This is a genomic window from Ruicaihuangia caeni (assembly GCF_029952955.1).
GTDB classification, from domain to species: Bacteria; Actinomycetota; Actinomycetes; order Actinomycetales; family Microbacteriaceae; genus Ruicaihuangia; species Ruicaihuangia caeni.
On sequence record NZ_JASATX010000002.1, the window covers coordinates 362,997 to 385,246 of the forward strand.

Genomic DNA, 22,250 nt, shown 5'->3' on the forward strand with positions numbered 1-22,250 from the left:
CGGCCCTGGCCGAAGCCGTCGCTTCGGGCATGCCCATCGGAACTCGTGGGCCGGCCGGCGCCGTGGTCGGAGTGGCGAACAGCGCCGGCTCGGCCGTCGTCGCGCGTGGCACGCGCTTGCCTTCCGGCGGTGGTCAGGAACCTGGCGGCGAGGGTTACGGCAGGGGTGGTGACGACCCGACCGGCGGGGGCGCACCGCCGATGCTCGACGTCACTCCATTCGATCTGGCATCCGTCACAAAGGTTGTGACCACCGCCGCAGTGATGACGCTTGCCGGCGAGGGGCTGCTCCACCTCGACCGCCCGGTGCGCAGCATCCTGCCTCAGTTTCGAGGGGCAGGCAAAGACGACATCACCCCGCGCCTGCTGCTTCAGCATCGAGCGGGAATGTGGGAGTGGTGGCCGCTGTACTGCGAGGCGCGCGAACCGCGGCACGCCGTGCTGCAACTGCCTCTGCGCTATGAGCCGGGCCGCGAGCATCGGTACTCCGATCTCGGCTTCATGGTGCTCGGCATGGTCATCGAGCAGGTGACGGGCGACGGTCTGCCGCAAGCGCTCGACGCGCTCGTGCTGCGACCGCTGGGCATGACCGGCACGGCGTTCGTGCTCGATGAGATGAGACGGGATGCGGCTGCCAGTGCGTTCGGCGACGCCGCCGAGCAGACGATGCTTCGCACCCGGAACCCCTACCCCGTGCCGTACGACGACACGTCGTTCGGCGGGTGGCGTGAGCGGCTGTTCGTGGGCGAGGCGAACGACGGGAACGCCTTCCACGCCTTCGGGGGCGCTGCCGGCCACGCCGGTCTATTCGCGCCGATCAGCGACCTGCTGACGCTCGGCCGGGAGTTGCTGCACGAAGACCCCTGGTGCGGCGCGACGGTGCGTGACGCCTTCATCAGCGCTGGGCCCGACGAGACACAAGCCCTAGGGCTGCGTCGGCGGACCATCGACGAGACAGGCGTCGAGGTGCTCTGGCATCCGGGGTTCACGGGCACGAGTCTGACGTTGGTGCCCTCGCTGCACCTCGTCGTGGCGGTCGGCACCAACCGGCTGCTCCACGCCCCCGAAGTGGAGCCGCTGAGCCATGACGAGCTCTGGCGGCCCGTGGGCCGCGCCCTCGCCACGACGCATGCGGAGGCCGTGCGATGAGTGCACACCGACGAGACCAGCTCGACGAAGAGCAGGCCGAATCGCGCACGCGCAGCGGGGCAAGCCCGGCGGTGAGCGCCGATGCCGTGCCGCCGCGGGTCTCGACGGCCGCGGTATTCCTCGCGTTCGCCGGGCTCGGCGGCACTGCCGCCTCGGTGCCGGCAGTGCTGCCCGCGCTCGCGGCTGCCGCGGCCACGCCGATGGATGCCTATCTGCCTGCTGTGCCGGCGCTATTCGGAGGCCTACTGCTCGGCGTGCTGCTCACGACGGTGATCGCGTCACGACTGACGCCGCTTCGTACGCTGGCGCTCGGTGCGGGGCTGCAAGCAGTGGCACTGGCGACGATGGCCGCCGCCAGTCAGCCGCCGTTCTTCATCACGGCCGCCGCCGTCGCGGGCGTCGGTTTCGGCCTCGGCGAGGCCGGCGGCAGCATCGTCGCCAAGCGCATCGCGGATGCCGGCGCCGCCCGGTTGCTGACGGCGCTCACCGCGACCGTCGCCGCAGTCGCCGCGCTTGGCCCTCTCATCGTCGTGTTCGCTGCGTTCGACGCCCGTGCCCTCCTGCTGGCAGCCGTCGCCGCTGTGCACGTGGCGGCGGGGCTCATCGCGATGCGTGCCGCGGTGCACTCGCCTGGCGGAACCGCCCGCGGAGCAGGCCTCGACGCTGCAACCCATCCGCCCGCCCCTGCATCGCCCGCTGTCGCTGGCGGGGGAGGCCGGGGACTGGCCATCGCGCTCGCGTCGGTCGCAGTCGCCCTGGCGCTCTACGTCGGCATCGAGACGATCGTCTCAGGATGGTCGGCTGTGCTCGCGTCCGAGCTTCTCGAGCTCACTCCCGCCCACGCCGCGCTCGGCACTTCGGCGTTCTGGGCGCTCATGGCCCTCGGTCGCGGCATCGCATGGCTGCTGCTGCGGGCGGCCCGCGACCCGCGGCGCTACGCCGCTGCGAACCTCGGGATCGTGGCGGTGCTCATGGCGGCAGCCGCGTTCAGCGTCGTCGAGGAACCGATCATCGCGGCGCTGCTCATCGGCGCCGCCATCCTGGCGCTGGCCCCGTGCTACGCCGTGATCCTCGGCGTGGGCCTCGCCGCGGTCAGCGATGTCCAGGCCGAACGGATAACCGGATTGCTCGTCGCGTGCGGAGCCGGCGGGGGAGCGTTGCTCCCGGTCGCAGCGATCGCGCTCGTGCCCGGCTCAGTGGGCACCGGCCTGTTCGTGCTCACCGCGGTCGGTGCCACGCTCGCTTGTGTGCTCGTGCTCCTCGCTCCGGCATCCGCGCCGACGACTTCTTCGTCCACCGCAGCCGCTCGCTCCGCCTCGAAAGGCCCAGGACCACAGTGACACTCGCCGCCTCCGACCCAGCTCTGCTCGACCGGCTCGAAGCCGCCGCACCCGGGCGCGTGCGGAGCCGCGCGACCGATCGACTCGCGCTCGCGCACGACGCCTCGCACTACCTGCTCACCCCGCAAGCGGTGGTGAGCGCGTCGACCATCGAGGAGGTCGCACGCCTGCTCAGCGAGGCGACCGCCGATGCCCCGATCACGTTCCGGTCGGGCGGCACAAGCCTCAGCGGGCAGGCGGTCACCGACGGCGTGCTCATCGACACACGCCGGTACTTCCGCCGCATCGAAGTGCTCGACGAGGGTCGGCGCGTGCGAGTGCAGCCAGGGGCCACCGTGCGACAGGCCAACGCCTGGCTGGCACGGCACGGCCGGAAGCTGGGTCCCGATCCTGCCAGCGAGGCCGCCTGCACCATCGGCGGCGTCATCGCCAACAACTCCAGCGGCATGGCGTGCGGCATCCGCGACAACGCGTACCGCACGCTCGAGTCCGCAACGCTCGTGCTGCCGAGCGGCACGGTCATCGACACGAGCAGACCGGATGCCGACGAGCAGTTGCGCGAGCAGGAGCCCGAGCTCTACAGGGGGCTGCTCGGCATCCGCGAGACACTGCTCGGCGATCGCGCGCTCGCCGAGTCGGTGCGAACGCAGTTCGCCCGAAAGAACACCATGGGCTACGGCCTCAACGCCTTTCTCGACCACGAAACGCCGGCGCAGATGCTCGCGCATGTCGTCGTGGGCAGCGAGGGCACCCTTGCCTTCGTCGCCGAATCGACCATGCGCACCATTCCGCTGCTGCCGCATGCAGCGACGGGGCTGTTGTACTTCGATGACCTGGAATCGGCCACCTCGGCGCTGCCGGCGCTCATCGAGGCCGGTTTCGCGACGATCGAACTGCTCGACGCCGCTTCGCTCAGGGTGGCCCAGCTCGACACGCTCGCCGAGGAAGGACTGCGCGGGTTCACCGTCGCCGACCACGCCGCCCTGCTGGTGGAGTTTCAAGCCGCCACCGACGGTGAACTCGACGCGCTCGTGGCCGCGGGGCAGCCGGTGCTCGACGCGCTGCCCCTGACGGTGCCCGCCCGGCTCACGCGCGACGCATCGGCGCGAGCCGCGCTCTGGCACATCCGCAAGGGTCTCTATGCGGCGGTCGCCGGGTCGCGCCCGCAGGGCACCACCGCGCTGCTCGAAGACATCGCCGTGCCGCCCGAGGCGCTCGCCCGCACCTGCCGCGAGCTCAGCGTGCTGTTCGACCGTCACGGGTACCGCGACAGCGTGATCTTCGGTCACGCGAAAGACGGCAACATCCACTTCATGCTCACCGAGCGGTTCGGAGACGACGAGGGGCTCGACCGCTACCTGGCGTTCACCGACGAACTGGTCGCGCTGGTGCTGGCGGAAGGCGGCACGCTGAAGGCCGAGCACGGAACGGGTCGCATGATGGCGCCGTTCGTGCGGGAGCAGTTCGGCGACGAGCTGTACGCGCTCATGGTCGAGCTCAAGCGGCTCTGCGACCCTCGCGGAGTGCTCAACCCCGGTGTCATCATCACTGAGCACGCCGACGCGCATGTGCGCGACCTGAAGTCGGCGTTGCCGGTGGAGGAGGAGGTAGACCGCTGCGTCGAGTGCGGCTACTGCGAGCCAGTGTGCCCGAGCCGCGACCTCACGCTGACACCACGGCAGCGGATCGTGCTCAGGCGCGAACTGGCGGCAGCGGAGCACCGCGGTGATGAGCGCCTCGTTCGGCAGCTCGAGCGCGAGTACGAGTACGACGGCGAGCAGACCTGCGCCGCCGATGGCATGTGCCAGACCGCGTGCCCCGTCGCCATCGACACCGGCGCCCTCGTCAAGCGTCTGCGCGCCGAGCGCGTCGGACGCCTGGAGCAGGCAGCGTGGTCGGGCGCCGCCCACCGATGGGGAGGGGTTGCGCGTGCAGGATCGGCCGCATTGACGGTCGCCGATCGCATGCCCGAACCGCTCGTCACCGGAGCCAGTCGCGCTGCAAGGTCGGTGCTGGGCGCTGAACGGGTTCCGGAATACCGTCGACCGATGCCAGCGGGCGGTCCCAGGCGCTCGGCGCTGCAGGCCGAGAAGCCGGTGGCTGTGTTCTTCGCCGCGTGCATCGGCACCATGTTCGGCGCTGAGCAGGGGAGCGACGGCGAGCGGGGCATGGGGTCTGCGGGCGCGTTGATCGAGCTCTGTGAGCGCGCGGGCGTGCCGGTTCGTGTGCCCGACGCGATCGAGGGCCTCTGCTGCGGCACGCCCTGGCGATCGAAAGGGTTCACACGCGGCTTCGAGTCGATGCGGAAGCGCGTGCTCGACGCTCTGTTCGAGGCGACCGAGGGCGGCGCGCTCCCGGTCGTGTGCGATGCGTCTTCGTGCACTGAAGGACTCATGGCGATGATCGCGTCGGATGCTGCCGGGCCTCCCGTCGCTGAGCATCCCGCGAACGACGGTGCCGGCGGCGAGAATTCGCTCGCAGGCGGCGCCTCGGGGCTGAACGTGGTCGATGCGGTGTCGTTCGTCGCCGAGCACGTGCTGCCGAAGCTCGAGGCCACCTCGCCGATCGCGTCGATGGTCGTGCACCCCACCTGCTCCTCGCATCGCCTCGGCACCACGGCAAGCACGGTTGCCATCGCCACCCGCATCGCCGACGAGGTCGAGGTGCCGGCCGATTGGGGGTGCTGCGGCTTCGCGGGCGACCGGGGCCTGCTGCATCCGGAGCTCACCGCGGCCGCCACGGCTCCCGAAGCCGCGACTGTCGCAGCGCAAGACTTCGAGGCCTATGCGTCGAGCAACCGCACCTGCGAGTTGGGAATGACCCGTGCGACGGGAAGGCCGTACCGGCACGTGCTCGAACTGCTCGAAGAGTCGACGCGCACGGTCGACGCGCGAGTGGACGCCGCGACGGTCGCTACGCTCTCGGCATCCGCCACGCCTTCTGCTGCCCCTGATGTGGCCGGCGATGGCGTCAGGCCGGCTCAGGGCCCTGTCAGACCAATACGAACCGATCGGGGAAGATAGTTCGAAATGGAAATCGTCATCTGTGAGGATGCCGCCGAGATCGGTCGCATCGCCGCCAGCAAGATCATCGACCTCGTGCGGCGGAAGCCGACGGCCGCAATCGGCCTCGCTACCGGGTCCTCGCCCCTGGGCATCTACGCCGAGCTCGCGCACGCAGTGGCGAGGGGCGAGCTCGACATGTCGCGGGCGCACGGCTTCGCGCTCGACGAGTACGTCGGAATCGAGCTCGAGCACCCGCAGAGCTACTACAGCGTCATCCACCGTGAAGTCGTCGAGCGGCTGTCGATGGACCCCGCTCGCGTGCATGTGCCGGATGGCCGAGCGGCCGATCTCCACTCGGCGTGCGACGCCTACGAAGAGGCGATCGAGCAGGCCGGAGGCGTCGACCTGCAGATCGTCGGCATCGGCAGCAACGGGCACATCGGCTTCAATGAGCCCACATCATCCTTCGGCTCGCGCACGCGCGTGAAGGCGCTGGCACCGCAGACCCGGGCCGACAACGCCCGCTTCTTCGATTCGCTCGACCAGGTGCCGACCCTGTGCCTCACGCAGGGGCTCGGCACGATCATGGACGCACGCGAGGTCGTGCTGGTCGCCCAGGGAGAGCACAAGGCCGACGCGATCGCCGCGGCGGTGGAGGGCCCCATGGCAGCGGTCATGCCGGCATCCGTGCTGCAGGGCCACCGCTACGCCACGGTGATCATCGATGAGGCCGCCGCGAGCAAGCTGCAGTACACGGAGTACTACCGGCACGCGTGGAACACGAAGCCGGAGCGCGCGGTCAGCGCAGCGGTCTGAGAAGCACTCCGATGCAGCACTGAGCACTCGCCCGCAGAGGGCAGGCGCGCAGAGGACGGGCGAGCAGAGTCTTAAGCTGGAAGGGATGCTGCGCCTCGCGGCATCCCGCTTGAACGGCGACAACGTTCCCCTGTCCTCTGAAAGCAAGGCAATGTCCGCGCCTGTTCGTACCGGCGGCTTCCCCTGGCCGGCCCTTCTCGTGCTCGCTGGAGCGATCTTCAGCTGCACGGTGAGCGAGTTCCTGCCCACCGGCCTGCTGCCCGACATCGCTCGCGAGCTGAACGTGAGCCAGGCACAGGTCGGACTGCTCGTGACGATCTTCGCGGGAACCGTCGTGGTGAGCGCCGCGCCGCTCACCGCGCTCACCCGCCGGTACTCGCGCCGCGCCCTCATCGTGACCGTGCTGCTGCTCTTCGCCGCCTCGAACCTGGTCGCGGCGATCGCGCCCGACTACACGGTGCTCGTCGTGGCCCGTGTCATCGCGGGGCTCGCGCACGGTGTCTTCTGGGCGGTCGCCGGCGCATACCCGGTGCAACTCGTGACCGGTGCGCAGCTCAACAAGGCCATCGCGGTGACTAACATGGGCAGCACCGCGGCATTCGTCATGGGCGTCCCGCTCGGCACGGCGCTCGGGCAGGCGCTCGGCTGGCGCCTCGCGTTCGCTTCGGTGGCGGTCACCGTCGCGGTGCTCGCGGTGCTCGTGCGCCTGCTGCTTCCTCCGGTGGAGCACCGAGTGCCGCTCCGCACCGGCGAGATCGCCATCCCGGTGCGCCGCGACCCGACCCTGCCCGCCGTCGTGGTCGTGTGCGTGCTGACGCTCCTGATCATGCTCGGCCAGCACTCGTTCTACACCTACATCGCGCCGTGGCTCATCGAGGTGCCAGCGCTGGATGCCGCGGCCGTGCCGACCGTGCTGCTGCTCTACGGGCTTGCCGGGGCAGTGGGGCTCTTGCTCGCGGGCACCATCGGCCGCCGGTACCCGAGCGGCACCTTCGTCGGGGCGATCATCGTCGCCGGTGGCGCGATCGTCTCGCTCGCGCTGACCGCCTCGTGGCAGTGGCCGGTGTTCGTGCTTGCGCTCGTGTGGGGCGCGACCATGGGCCTCTTGCCCACGCTGCTGCAGACGCGACTCTTGCGGGTGGCCTCGCCTCGGGTGCGCGACGTGTCGTCGGCCTTCCTCACGACCTCGTTCAACGTCGGAATCGGCACGGGGGCGCTGGCGGGAGCCGCGGTGCTGGAGGCCGGGGGAGCGATTGCCGTGCCGTGGCCCGCGGCGGTGCTGCTCGCGCTCAGCGCAGTGGTGGCCTTCATCACCGACCGTCGGGTGATGCGCGGCGCCCTGCGCTGAACCGAGAGCTGCGGCCGACCGGGGGCGTCCCGCCCAGCCGCGTGCGCGGAGCACGATGCGGCGCGAGCACTCAGGCAGCCGGGGTGAGCTCCCGACCGTCTGCCCATACACGTCGAACGTTCCACTCGGCATCGAGCAGCAGCATGTCAGCAACGGAACCGGGGTCCAACCGACCGGCACGGTCGAGACCGATCGCGCGCGCCGGCGTCTCCGTCGCCGCGGCGACGGCGTCGGCCTCCGGCACCCCGGCCTCGATCGCGCGCCGAACCGCTGCATCCATGGTCAGTGTCGACCCTGCGATGGCGCCGCCGTCGCGGAGGCGTGCGACGCCCTCCCGCACCTGCACATCCAGCGAGCCGAGCACGTAGTCGCCATCGTGCGAGCCGGCTGCCGCCATGGCGTCGGTGACGAGCGCGATGCGGCCGGGCGCTCCGGCGAATGCGAGCCGCACGACTTCCGGTCGCACATGCACGCCGTCGTTGATGAGTTCGAGGGTCACACCCGGTGCCTCGGTTGCAGCGATCACCGGTCCGGGCTCGCGGTGATGGATGCCACGCATGGCGTTGAACGCGTGAGTGAGGAGGGTCGCTCCCGACTCGAAGGCGGCCCGCGCCTGCTCGAAATCGGCGCCCGTGTGACCGACCGCGACGCGAATGCCCGCCTCGCGGAACAGTGCGATGGCCTCGCTCGCACCGGGCAGTTCGGGGGCGAGGGTGACCTGGCGGATCACCCCGTGGCCCGCCTCGATGAGCCGCTGCACCGCGGCTGCGCTCGGAGCGCGCAGCTGGGCCGGGTCGTGCGCACCGCGGAACTCGTGCTCGATGAACGGCCCTTCGAGATGCACCCCGACCACGAGCGGATCGTCGGCCATGACGGATGCCGCGGCATCCAGCCGCCGCTCCAGCACCTCGAGCGGGGCGGTCACGAATGAGAGCACGCTGCGGGTGGTGCCGTGCGCGCGGTGCAGCGAGAGCGCTTGGCGGATCGCGTCGGCGCCGTTGTCGAAGGAGGCGCCGCCCCCGCCATGGCAGTGGATGTCGACGAAACCAGCGGTGAGCGTCAACCCGCGAGCATCGACCACGACCGCATCGCCGACAGAGTGCTGCCGCCAGTCGTCGCCGCCTCCGAGCGCGATGATGCCTCGTTCGTCGAAGACGATCCACGCCTCCGGGTGCCGCTCGTCGCTGGAGGGGCGGATGAGGCGGCCGGAGTGGATGACGGTGCGCATCGTGAGCTTCACTCTACTGCTGCGCGTTCGCGGCATCCGGGCATAGAATCGGGTCGTCGCGACTGGCGTCGGATGGGTCACCATCGGGGAGCGACAGACACGGATCGGCCGCACGCCTGGGCCCGCACCCGACTAGTTTTGTCATGTCCGTGTCTGTGAAGGAGTACTCCGTGTCCGACCGCCTCCCCTCCACGTTCAACGAACCGCTCAGCGTCGTCGACCCGGAGATCGCCAAGGTCCTCGAGCAAGAGCTCGGCCGTCAGCGCGACTACCTCGAGATGATCGCGAGCGAGAACTTCGTGCCGCTCGCCGTGCTCGAGGCGCAGGGCTCGGTGCTCACCAACAAGTACGCCGAGGGCTACCCTGGACGCCGCTACTACGGCGGCTGTGAGTACGTCGACGTGGCCGAGAACCTGGCGATCGAGCGCGCGAAGTCGCTCTTCGGTGCCAAGTTCGCGAATGTGCAGCCGCACGCCGGCGCGCAGGCGAACGCCGCGGTGCTGCACGCCATCGCGAAGCCCGGCGACCGCATCCTCGGCCTGGAGCTCGCTCACGGTGGTCACCTCACGCACGGCATGCGCCTGAACTTCTCGGGCCGCCTCTACGAGGCGCACGCCTACGGCGTCGACCCCGAGACCATGCGCATCGACATGGACGTGGTGCGCGAGAAGGCGCTCGAGGTGCGCCCCCAGGTACTCATCGCCGGCTGGTCGGCCTACCCTCGACAGCTCGACTTCGAGGCCTTCCGCTCGATCGCCGATGAAGTGGGCGCGACGCTCTGGGTCGACATGGCGCACTTCGCCGGACTGGTGGCGGCTGGGCTGCACCCCTCGCCGGTGCCGTACGCCGACGTGGTGAGCTCGACCGTGCACAAGACAATCGGCGGACCCCGTTCGGGCTTCATCCTGTCGAACGACGCCGACATCGCGAAGAAGCTCAACTCGGCGGTGTTCCCGGGGCAGCAGGGCGGCCCGCTCATGCATGTGATCGCAGCGAAGGCGGTCGCGTTCAAGCTCGCTGCCGAGCCCGAGTTCAAGGACCGTCAGGAGCGCACGCTGCGCGGCGCGAAGCTGCTTGCGGAGCGGCTCACGGCATCCGACTCGCGTGACGCCGGCATCGACGTGCTCACGGGTGGCACCGATGTGCACCTCGTGCTCGCCGACCTTCGCGAGTCGGCGATCGACGGCAAGCAGGCCGAAGATCTGCTGCATCAGGTCGGCATCACCGTGAACCGCAACTCGGTGCCCTTCGACCCCCGCCCGCCGATGGTCACCTCGGGTGTTCGCATCGGCACCCCGGCGCTCGCCACTCGTGGCTTCGACGATGCGGAGTTCACCGAGGTCGCCGATGTGATCGCGTCGGTGCTGATGCCTGGCGCCGACATCGATTCGGCGCGCGCACGGGTGAAGGCGCTCGCCGACGCGTTCCCCCTGTACCAGGCGCTCTGATCGAGTGGAGGAGGCTGAGCCGATGACCGCGATCACGCTCGACGGCGTCGCCACCGCGTCGGCCGTGAAGTCGGAGTTGGCCTCGCGGATCGCGGCCCTGCGAGCGCGCGGCGTCGTGCCAGGGCTCGGCACGCTCCTCGTGGGCGACGACCCTGGATCGCGTTCGTATGTCGCCGGCAAGCACCGCGACTGCGCCGAAGTCGGCATCGAATCGATCCGCGTCGATCTGCCGGCCACGGCGACGGATGCCGATGTGCGTGCCGCGATCGACCGGCTCAACAGCGACCCGGCCGTCACCGGCTACATCGTGCAGCTTCCGCTGCCGCGCGGCCTCGACGAGCACGCCGCGCTCGAGGCGATGGACCCGGCGAAGGATGCCGACGGCCTCCACCCGACCAACCTCGGCCGCCTCGTGCTCGGCGTCGCCGGCGAGCTCGACTCGCCGCTACCGTGCACCCCCGCTGGCATCGTCGAGCTGCTGCAGCGCTACGACGTGCCGATCGCGGGTCGGCATGTGGTGGTAGTCGGTCGAGGCATCACGGTCGGACGTCCGCTCGGCCTGCTGCTGACCCGCAAGGGCCTCGACGCCACAGTGACGCTGACGCACTCGCGCACGGTCGATCTCGCCGCAGAAGTGCGCCGGGCCGACATCGTGGTCGCGGCGGTCGGAGTGCCGCACCTCATCAAGCCCGACTGGGTGAAGCCCGGCGCCGCGGTGCTCGACGTGGGCATCACGCGCGTCGAAGATCCCGCCACAGGCAAGGGCAGGCTGACCGGCGATGTCGACCCCGCGGTCGCGTCCATCGCCGGGCACCTGTCGCCCAACCCGCGCGGGGTCGGGCCCATGACGCGGGCCATGCTGCTCGCCAACGTCGTGAAGGCCGCCGAGCTGCAGCATCCCGCCGCCTAGGCCGAGCCGGCACCTCAGCCGCTACGGCGCAGAGTACGCGGAGCGGGCGCTGTTACGCTCGATCGGACGATCCGGCAGGATGCCGCCGGGCACACCCGCGAGAGGAAGTCACCATGTGTCAGCCAGTCACCTGCAACCGCTGCGGCAAAGTGACGTGGGCCGGCTGCGGTGAGCACATCGAAGAGGCGAAGGCTCAAGTTCCCGCCTCTGAGTGGTGCGGCCACGTCGCCGAGTAGACGCACGAAGCGATCGGTGGTGAGTAGTCTCACCACATGCGATCTCGCGGCACGGCTGCCCCGTTGAAGCGCTGGCTGCTGCTGTCGGCCGCGATCCTCACCGAGGTGGTGGGCACGCTCGCGTTGAGGGCCACGGTCGATGACGCCGTCTGGATGCCGGTCGTGATCGTCACCTATGCGGCCGCGTTCGTGCTGCTGGGGCTCGCGCTTCGCGCCGGGATGCCGGTGGGCATCGCCTACGGCATCTGGGGCGCCTGCGGTGTCGCGCTCACCGCGGTGCTCGCCGCGGTGCTCTTCGACGAGCTGTTGAGCGGACCGGCGATCGTCGGCATCCTGCTCATCATCGTGGGTGTCGTTGTCGTCGAGATGGGGTCGCACCCACTTCGCCGGGCCTCCACTCCGAAGACAGAACTGGCAGCCGAGCCAGACGAGGGCGCCGCATGAGCTGGTTCTGGCTCTCGCTCGCAATCGTCACCGAGGTGGCGGCGACGCTCAGCTTGCGCGCTTCAGACGGGCTTCGCAAACGCCGGTGGCTGGTCCCGGTGGTCATCGGCTACGTCGCCTCGTTCTTCTTCCTGGCCTTCACCCTCGAAGCGGGGATGCCGGTGGGCATCGCCTACGGCGTCTGGAGTGCGATCGGCATTGTCGCTGTTGCCGTTCTCGCTCGCGCCATCTGGAAGGAGCCGTTGACCAAGCGGATGGTGCTCGGCATCGTCATCATCATCGCGGGCGTCGTGCTCGTCGAGCTCGGCTGAGCCGCGAGTCAATCCCGGCACGGGGCAGACGAGTCAGGCGTCGGGCGACTCGTTCTCCATCATGGTGCGCACGCGGTCGACGTCGAGCAGCGGCGACGATCGATCGCGTTCGGGTGCGGGAGCGGATGCGGCGGCGCCGGGGTCGAGCAGGCGCTGCAGTCCCACGCGCACCAGGCCGCCATCGATGGACGTGATGCCGCTGAGGGAGAGCACTGACACGCCTTGATCCAGCGCCGCCATCAGCTTCGCGGCATCCTCGGCGGGCAACGAGTCGTCAGCAGGCCGGTTGGCCCTCGCGAGGTCGGCGTAGACGTCGATCATCACCTGCACACGCTCGCGGAGCGCTTCCGTGAGGGCTTCGTCTCGCGCGGCAGCCGCGATGAATTCGAGGGTCGCGAGGCCGAAGCCGCGCACGAGCTCCTCTGGGTTCGTGTCGGCGCCACCCATGCCGAGCGAGCCCGGGGCGCTCGTCGCGGGAGACTCGGCATCAGCCTCGTGCTCATCATGCGGCTCGCGGTGGTCTGATACCCGACCCGGCGCCGACCCGGACCCCGCAGCGAACGGGTCCCAGCCCTGGCTCCGCAGGGCGCCCATCGTGAAGTCCATCGTCGCCAGGAAGAGCTGCGCTTTGTTCGTGAAGTTGGAGTAGACCGCTCCCTTCGAGAACCCCGCCTCGGCGGCGATCGTGTCGAGGCTGGCAGCGTGATAGCCCACCCGGGTGAACGCATCGAGCGCCGCCATGACCAGCGCTTCCCGGGTCTCCTGCTGCCGGGCCGCCCTGCTGCCCGCAGCCCGCGCACGGGTGTGCCCTGCGCTCGCATCCGCATTCGAGGGCGTCGACTCCATACGCCGATCATACGGACTTGACATACCGAGCGTATGTCAAATACCGTCAGTACTTGAAATAACGACGGTATCTGAAAGAGGGTCGGTATGGAGAGAGCGGTTCTGGAGGTCGAGGCGCTGACCAAGCGCTTCGGGGCGCTGGTGGCAAACGATGCGATCGACTTGACGGTGCAGCCCGGCCAGGTGGTCGGGCTGCTCGGGCATAACGGCGCCGGAAAGACGACCCTCGTCTCGCAAGTCGTCGGCCTGTCCAAGCCAGACAGCGGCTCCGTTCGGGTGGCGGGCATGGATGCGATCGCTGATCCGGCTGCCGCTCGCAGGTGCGTTGCGCTGCAGGCGCAGAGTCAGGCGCCGCTCGACGGTCTGACGCCTCGCGCGGCCATTGAGATCGCAGGTCGCATCCGAGGGATGTCTCGCAATGATGCGCGGCGGGCCGCCCGTGAGCTCGCCGACGAGCTCGACATCGGCGAGTGGCTCGACCGTCGCGCGATGCCAGACGGCGGCGGGCTCTCAGGAGGGGTGCGGCGGCTCACAGCGTTTGCGATGGCCGCTGTCGCTGGGGTGCCGCTCATCATCCTCGACGAGCCCACGAACGACGTCGACGCCGCGCGACGGCGTCTTCTCTGGGCGGCAGTGCGCCGGCTCGGAGACGAAGGCGCCGGAGTGCTGCTCGTCACGCACAATGTGGTGGAAGCCGAGCGCGTCGTCGACGACCTCGTCGTGCTCGACCGCGGCGCCGTGGTCGCTGCGGGCTCCCCGAGCCGACTTCGTGGTGACCGAGACAACGAACTCCGCCTCGAGCTCTCGTTGACGCCGGAAGGCGAAGACCCGACGCTGCCACCGACCGATGTTCCGATGCCGGTGACACGTCGAGTGCGAGTCGGGCGACGTGTGCTGCTCACAATCGCGCCGGATGCCGCTGAGTCGGCGGTCAGGTGGGCTGCGGCGCTGCGCGGTCAGGGCCGCGTGGAAGGGTACTCCCTCGCCCGATGAATGGTCATGGGGCTGGTGATGGTGTCGCAAGGCGTGGCGCAGGCCCGCACGACCGGCACATTCACCTATCTGCGCGCGCTCCCTGTTCCCCGGCCGCTGCTGCTGTTCGCAGACCTCACAGTCTGGTTGGCCGTCTCCCTGCCGAGCGTGGCGGTAGCGCTGCTCGTCGCGCACTGGCGGTACGGCTTCGATTTCAGCTTCGACTGGCCCGTGCTGCTCCTCGCGTCCACGCTCACCGCTGTGACGGCATCCGCGGTGGGATGCGCACTGGCGCTTGCGCTGCCTCCCATGCTCACCCAGCTCGTCACCCAGGTGCTCGTGTTCTTCGTGATGCTCTTCTCGCCGATCACCTTCCACGCCAGCCAGTTGCCCGAATGGTTCCAGATGGTGCACGACGTGCTGCCGTTCCGGCCGGCCGCCGATCTGCTGCGCGCGGGCATGCTGTCTGACAGCTACAACGCGTCGGCCTGGGATCTCGCGGTGCTTGGTGCCTGGTGCGTGGTCGGCTTCGCTGTGAGCCTTCGGGCCGTCATTCGGCGCGCCTGAATTCGATGGAGCGCCGGTTCCCTTTTGCGTCGGCGAGCGGGAACCGGCGGCTTCGTTGGTTCAGTGAGGCGGTCCGCCACGGCCGCGCAGTCGTTCGATCTCGCGTCGGTCGCGCTTGGTCGGGCGCCCTGCGCCCCGGTCGCGCTGAGGCACGAGCTCGCGCTCCGCGGCAGGCGGCGGGGGAGGAGTGAGGTCGATCATGCATGTTGCCGCGACGGATGCCGAAACCCTCTTGCTGATGGTCTGCTGCACCACCGCGATCCGCTCGATCCCGGCGACGCGCACGCGCACCTCATCGCCCGAGCGCACCCGCTGTGCCGGCTTCGCCCGTTCGCCGTTGATGCGCACGTGCCCTGCCCGACATGCCTCTGTGGCAGCCGAGCGGGTCTTCGCGAACCGCACCGCCCAGATCCACGCATCGACGCGGGCGGAGTCAGCCATGCGAAGAGTCTAGGCAGTGACCACTCGGCAGGCTTGGCGAGTAGCCTGGCTGCATCGAGGGCACTCGGCAGTTGAGGAGATGCGTGTGACTGAGACGGCGCTGGCCGCTTCGGTGGTCGACGATCTGATGGCCGAACTCGCGGCGCTCGACGACCCGCGGATGCGGGCGGTGAATGAGCGCCACGGCGATGACCACGGGGTGAACCTCAGCGCGTTGCGCGCCATCGCCAAGCGACTCAAGGCGCAGCCCGAGTTGGCTCGAGCGCTCTGGCAGACGAATGACACCGCCGCTCGACTGCTCGCGATTCTCGTCAGTCGGCCCAATACGTTCGAGCGCGGCGAACTCGACGCCATGCTCCGCGAGGCCCGCGCTCCCAAAGTGCACGACTGGCTCGTGAACTACATCGTGAAGAAGAGCCCCCACGCCGAGGAGTTGCGCCTCGCCTGGTTCGCCGACTCAGACCCGGTGGTAGCGAGCGCCGGCTGGGCGCTGACATCGGAGCGAGTGGTCAAGAAGTCGGATGGTCTTGATCTCCCCGGCCTGCTCGACACGATCGAGGCGGAGATGAAGGACGCGCCCGAGCGTCTGCAGTGGGCCATGAACACCTGCCTGGCCCAGATCGGCATCGAACATCCCGATCTGCGCGATCGAGCGATCGGGATCGGCGAACGCCTGGAAGTGCTCAAGGACTACCCGACCCCGCCGAACTGCACCTCCCCGTACGCGCCGACGTGGATCGCCGAGATGGTGCGTCGAAAAGGCTGACTGACACGGTGCCGACGGGACTGATCCCCCCCCCCCCCCCCCGACCGACGGGCCAAGAGCGCTTCGGCGAAACGTCGCAAGGATCGCGCTGCGCGGCGAACTCTCAGGCATGCGCCGGTTCCGGGCGCCGCAGTTGAGGGATCATCATGCAAAATGGCGGGCACGGCCTGGTTGCGGGTAAGCACCCGGCCCTCCCCGCCGTTCGGGGAGGCCCGGCCTGTGCACGAATTCGGGTTACGTCGACGGGGTCGGGTCTCCCCTCCGGGGCGCTTGCGCTGTTCCACTGTGGAGCCGAGCAGGGGTCTGCCACCAGTCTCGTGTCTCTGAGACGACTCCAGCGCACGCGGTGGTCGCTCACATGGTGGGCCCGGCGGGGCTCGAACCCGCGACCCGCGGATTAAAAGTCCGCTGCTCTGCCAGCTGAGCTACAGGCCCGCGACAAGCTTAGTCGTGTCGCACTGGCCAGCCGTGGCATCCAACGGCCGAGCTCGCACGGTCGGCCTCAAGTCGAGTAGGACACCCCTTGACTCGCGTCGCTCAATACGGAAAGGTGTTGCACGACCGACCAATCGGTCGGGAGATGCAAGTCGACGAAGACTGCGGGCCTGAATGCAGGTCCGCTCGCGAACCGCAAGCCGCTCAGAGTTGAAGGGCTGATGGGAATTGACTGTGATACCGAAGTCGCGACAAGGCTCTACCCGCGTTGCCACGGTTGTCGTTGAACCGAGGATCACAGATCGAGACCCCGAGAAGTTCAACCGCCGTGTGTCGCGGCAGAACACGGTGCTGGCGATCGCCACACCGGTCTTTTTCCTGGTTCTCTGGGAGCTAGCAGCTCTGCTGGGCCTGATCGATACCCGCTTTTTTCCCGCCCCGAGCTCTATTGCCAGGACGGGCGTGAACCTCGTGCAAGACGGCGTGCTCCTAGAGAGCCTTGCCGTCACCCTTCGAACGCTCATGGTCGGCCTGATAGTGGGAAACGTCATCGGCACTGTCGTCGGAGTGAGCATGGGATTGATTCGCCCACTGCGTGCCTCGCTCGACCCGCTGCTTTCGGGTCTGTACACCGTGCCGAAGCTGGCGATTCTGCCGCTGCTGCTCCTGATGCTCGGGCTTGGAGAAATGCCGCGTGTCATCGTCGTCGCGATCGGCTCGTTCTTCATCGCCTGGATCAGCATGATCGAAGCGACCATGGGTATTGCCCACGGGTACTTGGAGACTGCGGAGTCGCTTGAACTGACCCGCAGTCAACGACTGCGGTTGGTGATATTTCCTGCGGTGCTCCCCGAGTACTTCGTCGGGCTCCGGATCGCAGTCGGGAACGCAGTGCTCTTGATCGTCGGGGTCGAGTTCGTCATGGGCGGAAGCGGCATAGGCAGCATGATCTGGAACTCGTGGCAGATCTTCGCCACCGAGCGGATGTACGCCGGCATCGTTTGCGTGGGCCTCTTGGGATACGTGCTCACGAAGCTCGTGAAGATGATCGCCAGGGTGGCTGTTCCCTGGAGTCCCAAATCGACGAGTCGACGTCGTTGATCTCTCCTGTCGACCTCACCCAGTTTCGAACTCGCAATTTCAATCCCTCAACGAAGAGTGAAAGGAACATCTATGCGTATTACGGCGATATTCGCGGGAACGATAGTCGGGGCGCTTGCGCTGTCCGGATGCGGGGCTGCCTCAGGCAACAGTGGACCCGCCGACGGAGACGAGGACGCCCTCGGGACTGCCGAACAACTCATTGCTGATGGTGTCATGGACGAGGAAGGGGTGCTCACTGAGCCGGCGACGATCACCATCGCAACGGCGGCGCCGACCGCGTTCACGATCCCGCTCTACATGGCCGCGGCAGGGTACGAGTCCTTCGAGCGACGGAATCTCACCGTGGAGATCGTCAACATGCCGGGAGTCGACTCGTATCCCCTCATGGCGACGGGGCAGCTTGACGGCAACTACAGCGCTCCGGATGTCGGGATGTTCAACTCGATCAACAGTGGAAGCGACCTCGCGGTCGTCGCTCCCACCCAGATACAGGCGGACGACGCCGTCGACGGGCTTTACTGCAGGGTCGACGAGATGGGCGGCAAGGACTTCAGTTGGGAGATGCTGCGCGGCAAGAAGATCGGCTCGTCGCAAGCCAACCGCGGAGTCTCCATGATTCAGATCGCCGAGAACCTCAAGGCCGCAGGCGTGCCGGTCGACGAGGTCGAGGTCGTGCAGATGAGCACGTCCGACCAGGTTGCGGCTCTGGAGAACGGCGCGCTCTTCTGCGGACTGATTCAGGAGCCGATCACCGCTGTCGTAGAGAAGGCGGGTCACGCGACCTTCTCGGCACGTCAGATGGAGCCCGGGTTCCCGAACGGCTCGATCGCGTTCGGGAAGTCAATGCTGCGCGACCACCCGGAGGTCGGCTTCGCCTTCGTGGCTGCATTGGCGGAGCTCTATCGTGACGAATTGCAGGGCGAGTGGCTCCGTGGCAAGGAGGCATACTTCGCTGAACTCCTCGGACAGCCGCAGGACGCGCTCGAGCAGATGACCACCCCGACCTACACGCTCCCGTTGGCGTTTCCCACCGGCTACGCGGCGACATTCGACGAGACCTGGCGCAACTGGGATGACCTGCTTCAATACGACACGCCACTCGCCGAGTCCGATGTGATCGACGACCGATTCATGACCTTTGCGAATGACCTCCTCGCTCGCAACTGACCGCTCGTTGGAAGCAGCGGACGGGACCGTGTCGTTGAACAGGAGCGACATCCGTGAGCACCTTCGTCACGCCAACACGAACGTGCTCCGGGCGGTCCTCTACCTTCTGACGGGCGACCGTGAGCTTGCGGTCATGCGCACGATCGAGTGCGAGCGCCGCGGCGGCGCGTTCATCGAGCATGTCCTCGGTGAGCGCGACGCCCAACGTGTCATCGAGCTCGCGGCCGACTTCCTGGCGACGCCGCACTCCGCTCGGCGTTCGGATGCCAACGCGGCTCCGAGCGCCGATCAGGAGCGCGTGCGCGATGCGATCGGCTTCCTACTCGGCAGCCGGCCGAGCGCAGCGGAGTTCCGCCTCGGCATCCGCGAACTGGGCCTCGAGGAGGTATCCGGTGTCGAGACATCTCGAGCGGTGTGGTCAAGAGGGCAGGATGTGACCGGCTGGCGGGCGCTCGTCGTCGGAACTGGATTCAGCGGCATTGGCATGGCTGTTCGCCTGCAAGAGCTTGGCATCCCGTACTCCGTCGTCGACAAGCAGTCACGCATCGGCGGCACATGGGAACGCAACCAGTTTCCTGAGGCGAGAGTCGATACGACCAGCTTCGTATACCAGTACAGCTTCGTGGAGTACGCCTGGAAGCAGCACTATGCGCCCCAGGAGCAGGTCAGGGAGTATCTCGAGCATGTCGCTGAGACATACGGTGTGACCCCGAACATCCGATTGAACACGGAAGTGGTCGAAGCCCGCTTCGATCGCGACACCTCGCTCTGGAATGTGCTGCTTCGCGACGCTGCTGGTCGCGAGTGGCGCGAGGAAGCGAATTTCATCGTGAGCGCCTCCGGTCTGTTCTCGACGCCGAAGTGGCCGGACTTTCCGGGCATGGAGCGCTTCCGCGGGCCGGTTCTGCACAGTGCCCAGTGGGATCCCGAGTTCGATCCACGCGGCAAGCGTGTCGGGATCGTTGGCAACGGCTCGACCGGCGTGCAGATCATGCCCTGGCTCGCTCGCAATGCAGAACACGTATATGTATTCCAGCGCACTCCCCAGTGGATCTCGCCGCTCGAGAAATACAAGGAGCACGTGTCGACGCAGACACAGTGGCTGCACGACAACATCCCCTTCTACTGGCGGTGGTCCTGTTACAACGCACGACTGATACGAGGCTCGCTTGGCGATGCACAGGAGTACGACCGCGCCTGGCAGGCACTCGGCGGGAAGGTGAGCCGACGCAATGACGGCCTCCGCGCGAACCTGACTGAATACATTGCGACCAAGCTCGGACACGATCCAGACCTTCAGCGCGCCTGTACCCCCGACTATGCCCCGCTGGCCCGCCGACTCGTCGTGGACAACGGGTGGTATGACGCGGTCGTGCAGCCCAACGTCACGCTCGTTCCCCGGCCTGTCGCGGCGCTGGATGAGACGACGGTTGAATGCAGCGACGGTTCGGAATTCGAGTGCGACGCGCTCGTGCTCGCCACCGGCTTCGACGCCGAGAAATACACGCTGCCGGCGCAGTACTACTCCGCCTCGGGGCAGACCCTCGAAGAGGCCTGGGCAGAAGACGGACCCCGCGCCTACGTGGGGCTCGAGGTGCCGGGGTTCCCCAACCTCTATGTCATGTATGGCCCGAACGGCCAGCCGCGAGGCGGCAGCCTCGTGGCTGCGCTGGAACTGTGGGTGGACTACATCGCCCGGCACATGGTGCGCACGATCGAGTCGGGTCACCGGAGCAGCGCCGTCCGACCGGAGGCCTTCGAGGCCTACAACTCGTTGATGGACAAGGAGATGGAACGGCTCATCTGGGAAGGCGAGGCGCCGCAAGAGCGCAACTACTACGTGAACCGCTTCGGCCGTCAGAACGTCAACATGCCCTGGCGCATCCATGATTATGCGGCGATTCTGCGCAGAGACCCCGAGGAGACCCATGAGCTCTCGAACTAGAGGGTTGCCTTCCTGCGAAAAGCCGTGGGCCGAGCTGCCAGAGGGGAGTGCGCACGGTGTGTTCGGCGCCGACGACGTGCTCGGCACATTGAATCGGCAGTCTCCCGAGACAGTGCTCGGGGCGCTCTCAGCCGCGGTCATGGGCCGCGTGTTCTCGCTGAACCTTCCGCTCGACCAGCCCGAGCCTGCGCTGTTCCAGCGTCAGTTCCCGCGGCACCGGGTGTTCACGACACCCCGCGGCAACCTCGATGACGTGGTCGACAACTTCTACCCGCAGTCGTCATCGCAGTGGGACGGGTTCCTCCACGTGCCCGACCCCGAACTCGGGTTCTACAACGGGCTCGGTCGAGACGAGCATGGCGTGCATCACTGGGCGAGCCGTGGCATCGTCGGACGCGGCGTGGTGCTCGACATCAGTGAAGCGATCGCTGCGGCGGGCTCCGACGCGTTCGCCTCTCGAACCCCGGTCGATGTCGAGGCGCTCGAAGCGGTTCGCCGCGCGGCAGGCGTCGAGTATCGGCGCGGCGACATCTTGGTGGTGCGGACCGGATGGATCTCATGGTTCCGCGAACAGGACGCAGAGTCCCGCGCTCGAGTACGTGACTCGCGGGCGGCGCCCGGGCTCGAGGGATCCGCTGCGATGGCGGAGTATCTCTGGGACCACGGGTTCATTGCCGTAGCCTCCGATTCGCCTGGTGTGGAGGCGCTTCCAAGTAGTGCGGGCTCATTGCACCACCGAGTACTGGCGCGACTCGGCATGCCACTTGGCGAGCTCTGGTGGCTCGATGACCTCGCCGCAGACTGCGCTGCCGACGGCAGACACGAGGCCATGGTCGTGTCGAGTCCCATGAACCTGGTCGGCGGCGTCGGATCGCCGGCGAATGCGATTGCGATCCGATGACCACCGCGCACACCAACACCATGCACACCGAAGTGGGGAGTCTCGAGGTGACCGACAGCTCGGCCAGACAGATCAAGGCGACGATTCGTGACGTCAGCAAGGTCTACCGGGGGCGAACCCAGGTGCCCGCCCTCGACAACGTCGACGCGCATATCTACGACGGGGAGTTCTTGACGATCGTCGGGCCCTCAGGATGCGGCAAATCGACGTTGCTACGCATGATCAACGGCCTGCAGCGACCGAGTGAGGGCGCTGTGGAGATCTCGAAGTCGAGTACCGACCGGCCGCTCACGTCGATGGTGTTCCAGGACTACAGCGTCTACCCGTGGATGAACGTGTTCGACAACGTCTCGCTCGGTCTGGCACGCAGCGGGCTGCCCAAGCCCGAGAAGCATTCGCGAGTGCGCGTGTGGCTCGATCGGCTCGACCTGGGCAAGTTCGAGTCGGCGTATCCTTCTGAACTCTCGGGCGGGATGCTGCAGCGAGTCGCCATCGCCAGAGCTCTGGTCGCCGAACCCGAGATCCTGCTCATGGACGAGCCGTTCGCAGCGCTCGATGCCCAACTCCGTCGTCGCCTGCAGGAGGAGCTCCTCGAGATCGTCGGGGACGCGGGCAGGACCGTGGTATTCGTCACCCACAGCCTTGAGGAGGCGATCCTCCTCGGCGACCGAGTGCTCGTCATGTCGGCCCGCCCGGGGCGGATCGTCGACTCCGTTGACATTCCGTTCGATAGGCCGCGCGACCCCGAGCTGCGCAAGTCGCCGGAATTCCGTGATCTCGAGGAACGGCTGTGGTTGATGTTGAAAGAGCACGCCACCGCGACTGCCTAGCGCGGTCATCAGATTTCAGCTCGCCGACAGAAGGAGTGGGAA

At 68.0% G+C, this 22,250-nt stretch carries 20 protein-coding genes, 1 tRNA gene and 1 riboswitch; of the genes, 17 read left to right on the plus strand and 4 right to left on the minus strand.

Features of this window, described 5'->3' with window-relative positions:
- Positions 1-29: 29 nt before the first annotated feature.
- The 5 genes from QF206_RS06810 to QF206_RS06830 all read left to right on the plus strand — a co-directional run bounded on the left by QF206_RS06810 (position 30) and on the right by QF206_RS06830 (position 7,657).
- The gene (locus QF206_RS06810; RefSeq protein WP_281488455.1) at positions 30-1,148 is read left to right on the plus strand and encodes a serine hydrolase domain-containing protein; all 1,119 of its coding nucleotides are present in this window, start codon (positions 30-32) and stop codon (positions 1,146-1,148) included.
- A complete protein-coding gene (locus tag QF206_RS06815; protein ID WP_281488456.1) occupies positions 1,145-2,488 on the plus strand; it encodes a hypothetical protein in 1,344 nt (447 codons plus the stop codon). The genes QF206_RS06810 and QF206_RS06815 overlap by 4 nt, the downstream gene beginning before the upstream one ends.
- Positions 2,485-5,511 carry an FAD-binding and (Fe-S)-binding domain-containing protein gene (locus tag QF206_RS06820; RefSeq protein ID WP_281488457.1) on the plus strand — a complete coding sequence of 1,009 codons (3,027 nt, stop codon included), beginning with the start codon at positions 2,485-2,487 and terminating at the stop codon, positions 5,509-5,511. The genes QF206_RS06815 and QF206_RS06820 overlap by 4 nt, the downstream gene beginning before the upstream one ends.
- 6 nt (positions 5,512-5,517) lie before the next feature.
- Positions 5,518-6,309 (plus strand): glucosamine-6-phosphate deaminase, encoded by a 792-nt coding sequence (gene nagB / locus QF206_RS06825; RefSeq protein WP_281488458.1) that lies wholly within the window; start codon positions 5,518-5,520, stop codon positions 6,307-6,309.
- Between the two features lie 151 nt (positions 6,310-6,460).
- On the plus strand, positions 6,461-7,657 hold the full coding sequence (locus QF206_RS06830) for an MFS transporter (RefSeq protein ID WP_281488459.1): 1,197 nt from the start codon (positions 6,461-6,463) through the stop codon (positions 7,655-7,657).
- A gap of 70 nt (positions 7,658-7,727) precedes the next feature.
- On the opposite strand, the gene nagA is transcribed toward QF206_RS06830, so the two are convergent.
- Positions 7,728-8,885 (minus strand): N-acetylglucosamine-6-phosphate deacetylase, encoded by a 1,158-nt coding sequence (gene nagA, locus QF206_RS06835; protein ID WP_281488460.1) that lies wholly within the window; start codon positions 8,883-8,885, stop codon positions 7,728-7,730.
- Between the two features lie 48 nt (positions 8,886-8,933).
- Positions 8,934-9,014: riboswitch (ZMP/ZTP riboswitch) on the plus strand.
- Positions 9,015-9,028: 14 nt separating this feature from the next.
- Here nagA and glyA point away from each other — a divergent pair.
- The 4 genes from glyA (at position 9,029) to QF206_RS06855 (ending at position 12,234) form a co-directional block, all read left to right on the plus strand.
- On the plus strand, positions 9,029-10,333 hold the full coding sequence (gene glyA / locus QF206_RS06840) for a serine hydroxymethyltransferase (protein ID WP_281488461.1): 1,305 nt from the start codon (positions 9,029-9,031) through the stop codon (positions 10,331-10,333).
- A gap of 22 nt (positions 10,334-10,355) precedes the next feature.
- The gene (locus tag QF206_RS06845) at positions 10,356-11,243 is read left to right on the plus strand and encodes a bifunctional methylenetetrahydrofolate dehydrogenase/methenyltetrahydrofolate cyclohydrolase (protein ID WP_281488462.1); all 888 of its coding nucleotides are present in this window, start codon (positions 10,356-10,358) and stop codon (positions 11,241-11,243) included.
- A 272-nt stretch (positions 11,244-11,515) separates the two neighbouring features.
- On the plus strand, positions 11,516-11,923 hold the full coding sequence (locus QF206_RS06850) for a DMT family transporter (RefSeq protein WP_281488463.1): 408 nt from the start codon (positions 11,516-11,518) through the stop codon (positions 11,921-11,923).
- Positions 11,920-12,234, plus strand: a complete 315-nt coding sequence (locus QF206_RS06855) for a DMT family transporter (RefSeq protein ID WP_281488464.1) — start codon at positions 11,920-11,922, stop codon at positions 12,232-12,234. The genes QF206_RS06850 and QF206_RS06855 overlap by 4 nt, the downstream gene beginning before the upstream one ends.
- A gap of 33 nt (positions 12,235-12,267) precedes the next feature.
- Here the strand turns inward: QF206_RS06855 and QF206_RS06860 are convergent, their stop codons facing one another.
- Positions 12,268-13,080 (minus strand): TetR family transcriptional regulator, encoded by an 813-nt coding sequence (locus tag QF206_RS06860; RefSeq protein WP_281488465.1) that lies wholly within the window; start codon positions 13,078-13,080, stop codon positions 12,268-12,270.
- Between the two features lie 87 nt (positions 13,081-13,167).
- Between QF206_RS06860 and QF206_RS06865 the strand changes: the two genes are divergently transcribed.
- A complete protein-coding gene (locus QF206_RS06865; protein ID WP_281488466.1) occupies positions 13,168-14,073 on the plus strand; it encodes an ABC transporter ATP-binding protein in 906 nt (301 codons plus the stop codon).
- A gap of 6 nt (positions 14,074-14,079) precedes the next feature.
- On the plus strand, positions 14,080-14,619 hold the full coding sequence (locus tag QF206_RS06870; RefSeq protein WP_281488467.1) for an ABC transporter permease: 540 nt from the start codon (positions 14,080-14,082) through the stop codon (positions 14,617-14,619).
- A gap of 60 nt (positions 14,620-14,679) precedes the next feature.
- Here the strand turns inward: QF206_RS06870 and QF206_RS06875 are convergent, their stop codons facing one another.
- Positions 14,680-15,060 carry an RNA-binding S4 domain-containing protein gene (locus QF206_RS06875; RefSeq protein WP_281488468.1) on the minus strand — a complete coding sequence of 127 codons (381 nt, stop codon included), beginning with the start codon at positions 15,058-15,060 and terminating at the stop codon, positions 14,680-14,682.
- Positions 15,061-15,139: 79 nt separating this feature from the next.
- Between QF206_RS06875 and QF206_RS06880 the strand changes: the two genes are divergently transcribed.
- The gene (locus QF206_RS06880) at positions 15,140-15,826 is read left to right on the plus strand and encodes a DNA alkylation repair protein (protein WP_422785367.1); all 687 of its coding nucleotides are present in this window, start codon (positions 15,140-15,142) and stop codon (positions 15,824-15,826) included.
- Positions 15,827-16,185: 359 nt separating this feature from the next.
- On the opposite strand, the gene QF206_RS06885 is transcribed toward QF206_RS06880, so the two are convergent.
- Positions 16,186-16,261, minus strand: a tRNA-Lys gene (locus QF206_RS06885).
- A gap of 330 nt (positions 16,262-16,591) precedes the next feature.
- Here QF206_RS06885 and QF206_RS06890 point away from each other — a divergent pair.
- From QF206_RS06890 to QF206_RS06910, 5 genes are all read left to right on the plus strand, one after another.
- Complete coding sequence (locus QF206_RS06890) at positions 16,592-17,362, plus strand: ABC transporter permease (RefSeq protein ID WP_281488469.1); 771 nt, start codon at positions 16,592-16,594, stop codon at positions 17,360-17,362.
- Between the two features lie 216 nt (positions 17,363-17,578).
- Positions 17,579-18,532 carry an ABC transporter substrate-binding protein gene (locus QF206_RS06895; protein WP_281488470.1) on the plus strand — a complete coding sequence of 318 codons (954 nt, stop codon included), beginning with the start codon at positions 17,579-17,581 and terminating at the stop codon, positions 18,530-18,532.
- Positions 18,533-18,560: 28 nt separating this feature from the next.
- Positions 18,561-20,477, plus strand: coding sequence for a flavin-containing monooxygenase (locus QF206_RS06900; RefSeq protein ID WP_281488471.1), 1,917 nt, complete (start codon positions 18,561-18,563; stop codon positions 20,475-20,477).
- Positions 20,461-21,378: a cyclase family protein gene (locus QF206_RS06905; protein WP_281488472.1), complete on the plus strand. Its 918-nt coding sequence runs from the start codon at positions 20,461-20,463 to the stop codon at positions 21,376-21,378. Before QF206_RS06900 ends, QF206_RS06905 begins: the two co-directional genes overlap by 17 nt.
- On the plus strand, positions 21,375-22,208 hold the full coding sequence (locus tag QF206_RS06910) for an ABC transporter ATP-binding protein (protein WP_281488473.1): 834 nt from the start codon (positions 21,375-21,377) through the stop codon (positions 22,206-22,208). The genes QF206_RS06905 and QF206_RS06910 overlap by 4 nt, the downstream gene beginning before the upstream one ends.
- The last annotated feature ends 42 nt before the right edge of the window (positions 22,209-22,250 follow it).

Bases quoted from the DNA above. Each gene is read 5' to 3' on its own strand.
- QF206_RS06810 (WP_281488455.1), top strand. From the start codon at position 30: ATGCCCATCGGAACTCGTGGGCCGGCCGGCGCCGTGGTCGGAGTGGCG.
- QF206_RS06815 (WP_281488456.1), top strand. From the start codon at position 1,145: ATGAGTGCACACCGACGAGACCAGCTCGACGAAGAGCAGGCCGAATCG.
- nagB (WP_281488458.1), top strand. From the start codon at position 5,518: ATGGAAATCGTCATCTGTGAGGATGCCGCCGAGATCGGTCGCATCGCC.
- QF206_RS06830 (WP_281488459.1), top strand. From the start codon at position 6,461: ATGTCCGCGCCTGTTCGTACCGGCGGCTTCCCCTGGCCGGCCCTTCTC.
- nagA (WP_281488460.1), bottom strand. From the start codon at position 8,885: ATGCGCACCGTCATCCACTCCGGCCGCCTCATCCGCCCCTCCAGCGAC.
- glyA (WP_281488461.1), top strand. From the start codon at position 9,029: ATGTCCGTGTCTGTGAAGGAGTACTCCGTGTCCGACCGCCTCCCCTCC.
- QF206_RS06845 (WP_281488462.1), top strand. From the start codon at position 10,356: ATGACCGCGATCACGCTCGACGGCGTCGCCACCGCGTCGGCCGTGAAG.
- QF206_RS06850 (WP_281488463.1), top strand. From the start codon at position 11,516: ATGCGATCTCGCGGCACGGCTGCCCCGTTGAAGCGCTGGCTGCTGCTG.
- QF206_RS06855 (WP_281488464.1), top strand. From the start codon at position 11,920: ATGAGCTGGTTCTGGCTCTCGCTCGCAATCGTCACCGAGGTGGCGGCG.
- QF206_RS06860 (WP_281488465.1), bottom strand. From the start codon at position 13,080: ATGGAGTCGACGCCCTCGAATGCGGATGCGAGCGCAGGGCACACCCGT.
- QF206_RS06865 (WP_281488466.1), top strand. From the start codon at position 13,168: ATGGAGAGAGCGGTTCTGGAGGTCGAGGCGCTGACCAAGCGCTTCGGG.
- QF206_RS06870 (WP_281488467.1), top strand. From the start codon at position 14,080: ATGGGGCTGGTGATGGTGTCGCAAGGCGTGGCGCAGGCCCGCACGACC.
- QF206_RS06875 (WP_281488468.1), bottom strand. From the start codon at position 15,060: ATGGCTGACTCCGCCCGCGTCGATGCGTGGATCTGGGCGGTGCGGTTC.
- QF206_RS06880 (WP_422785367.1), top strand. From the start codon at position 15,140: ATGCGTGTGACTGAGACGGCGCTGGCCGCTTCGGTGGTCGACGATCTG.
- QF206_RS06895 (WP_281488470.1), top strand. From the start codon at position 17,579: ATGGACGAGGAAGGGGTGCTCACTGAGCCGGCGACGATCACCATCGCA.
- QF206_RS06905 (WP_281488472.1), top strand. From the start codon at position 20,461: ATGAGCTCTCGAACTAGAGGGTTGCCTTCCTGCGAAAAGCCGTGGGCC.
- QF206_RS06910 (WP_281488473.1), top strand. From the start codon at position 21,375: ATGACCACCGCGCACACCAACACCATGCACACCGAAGTGGGGAGTCTC.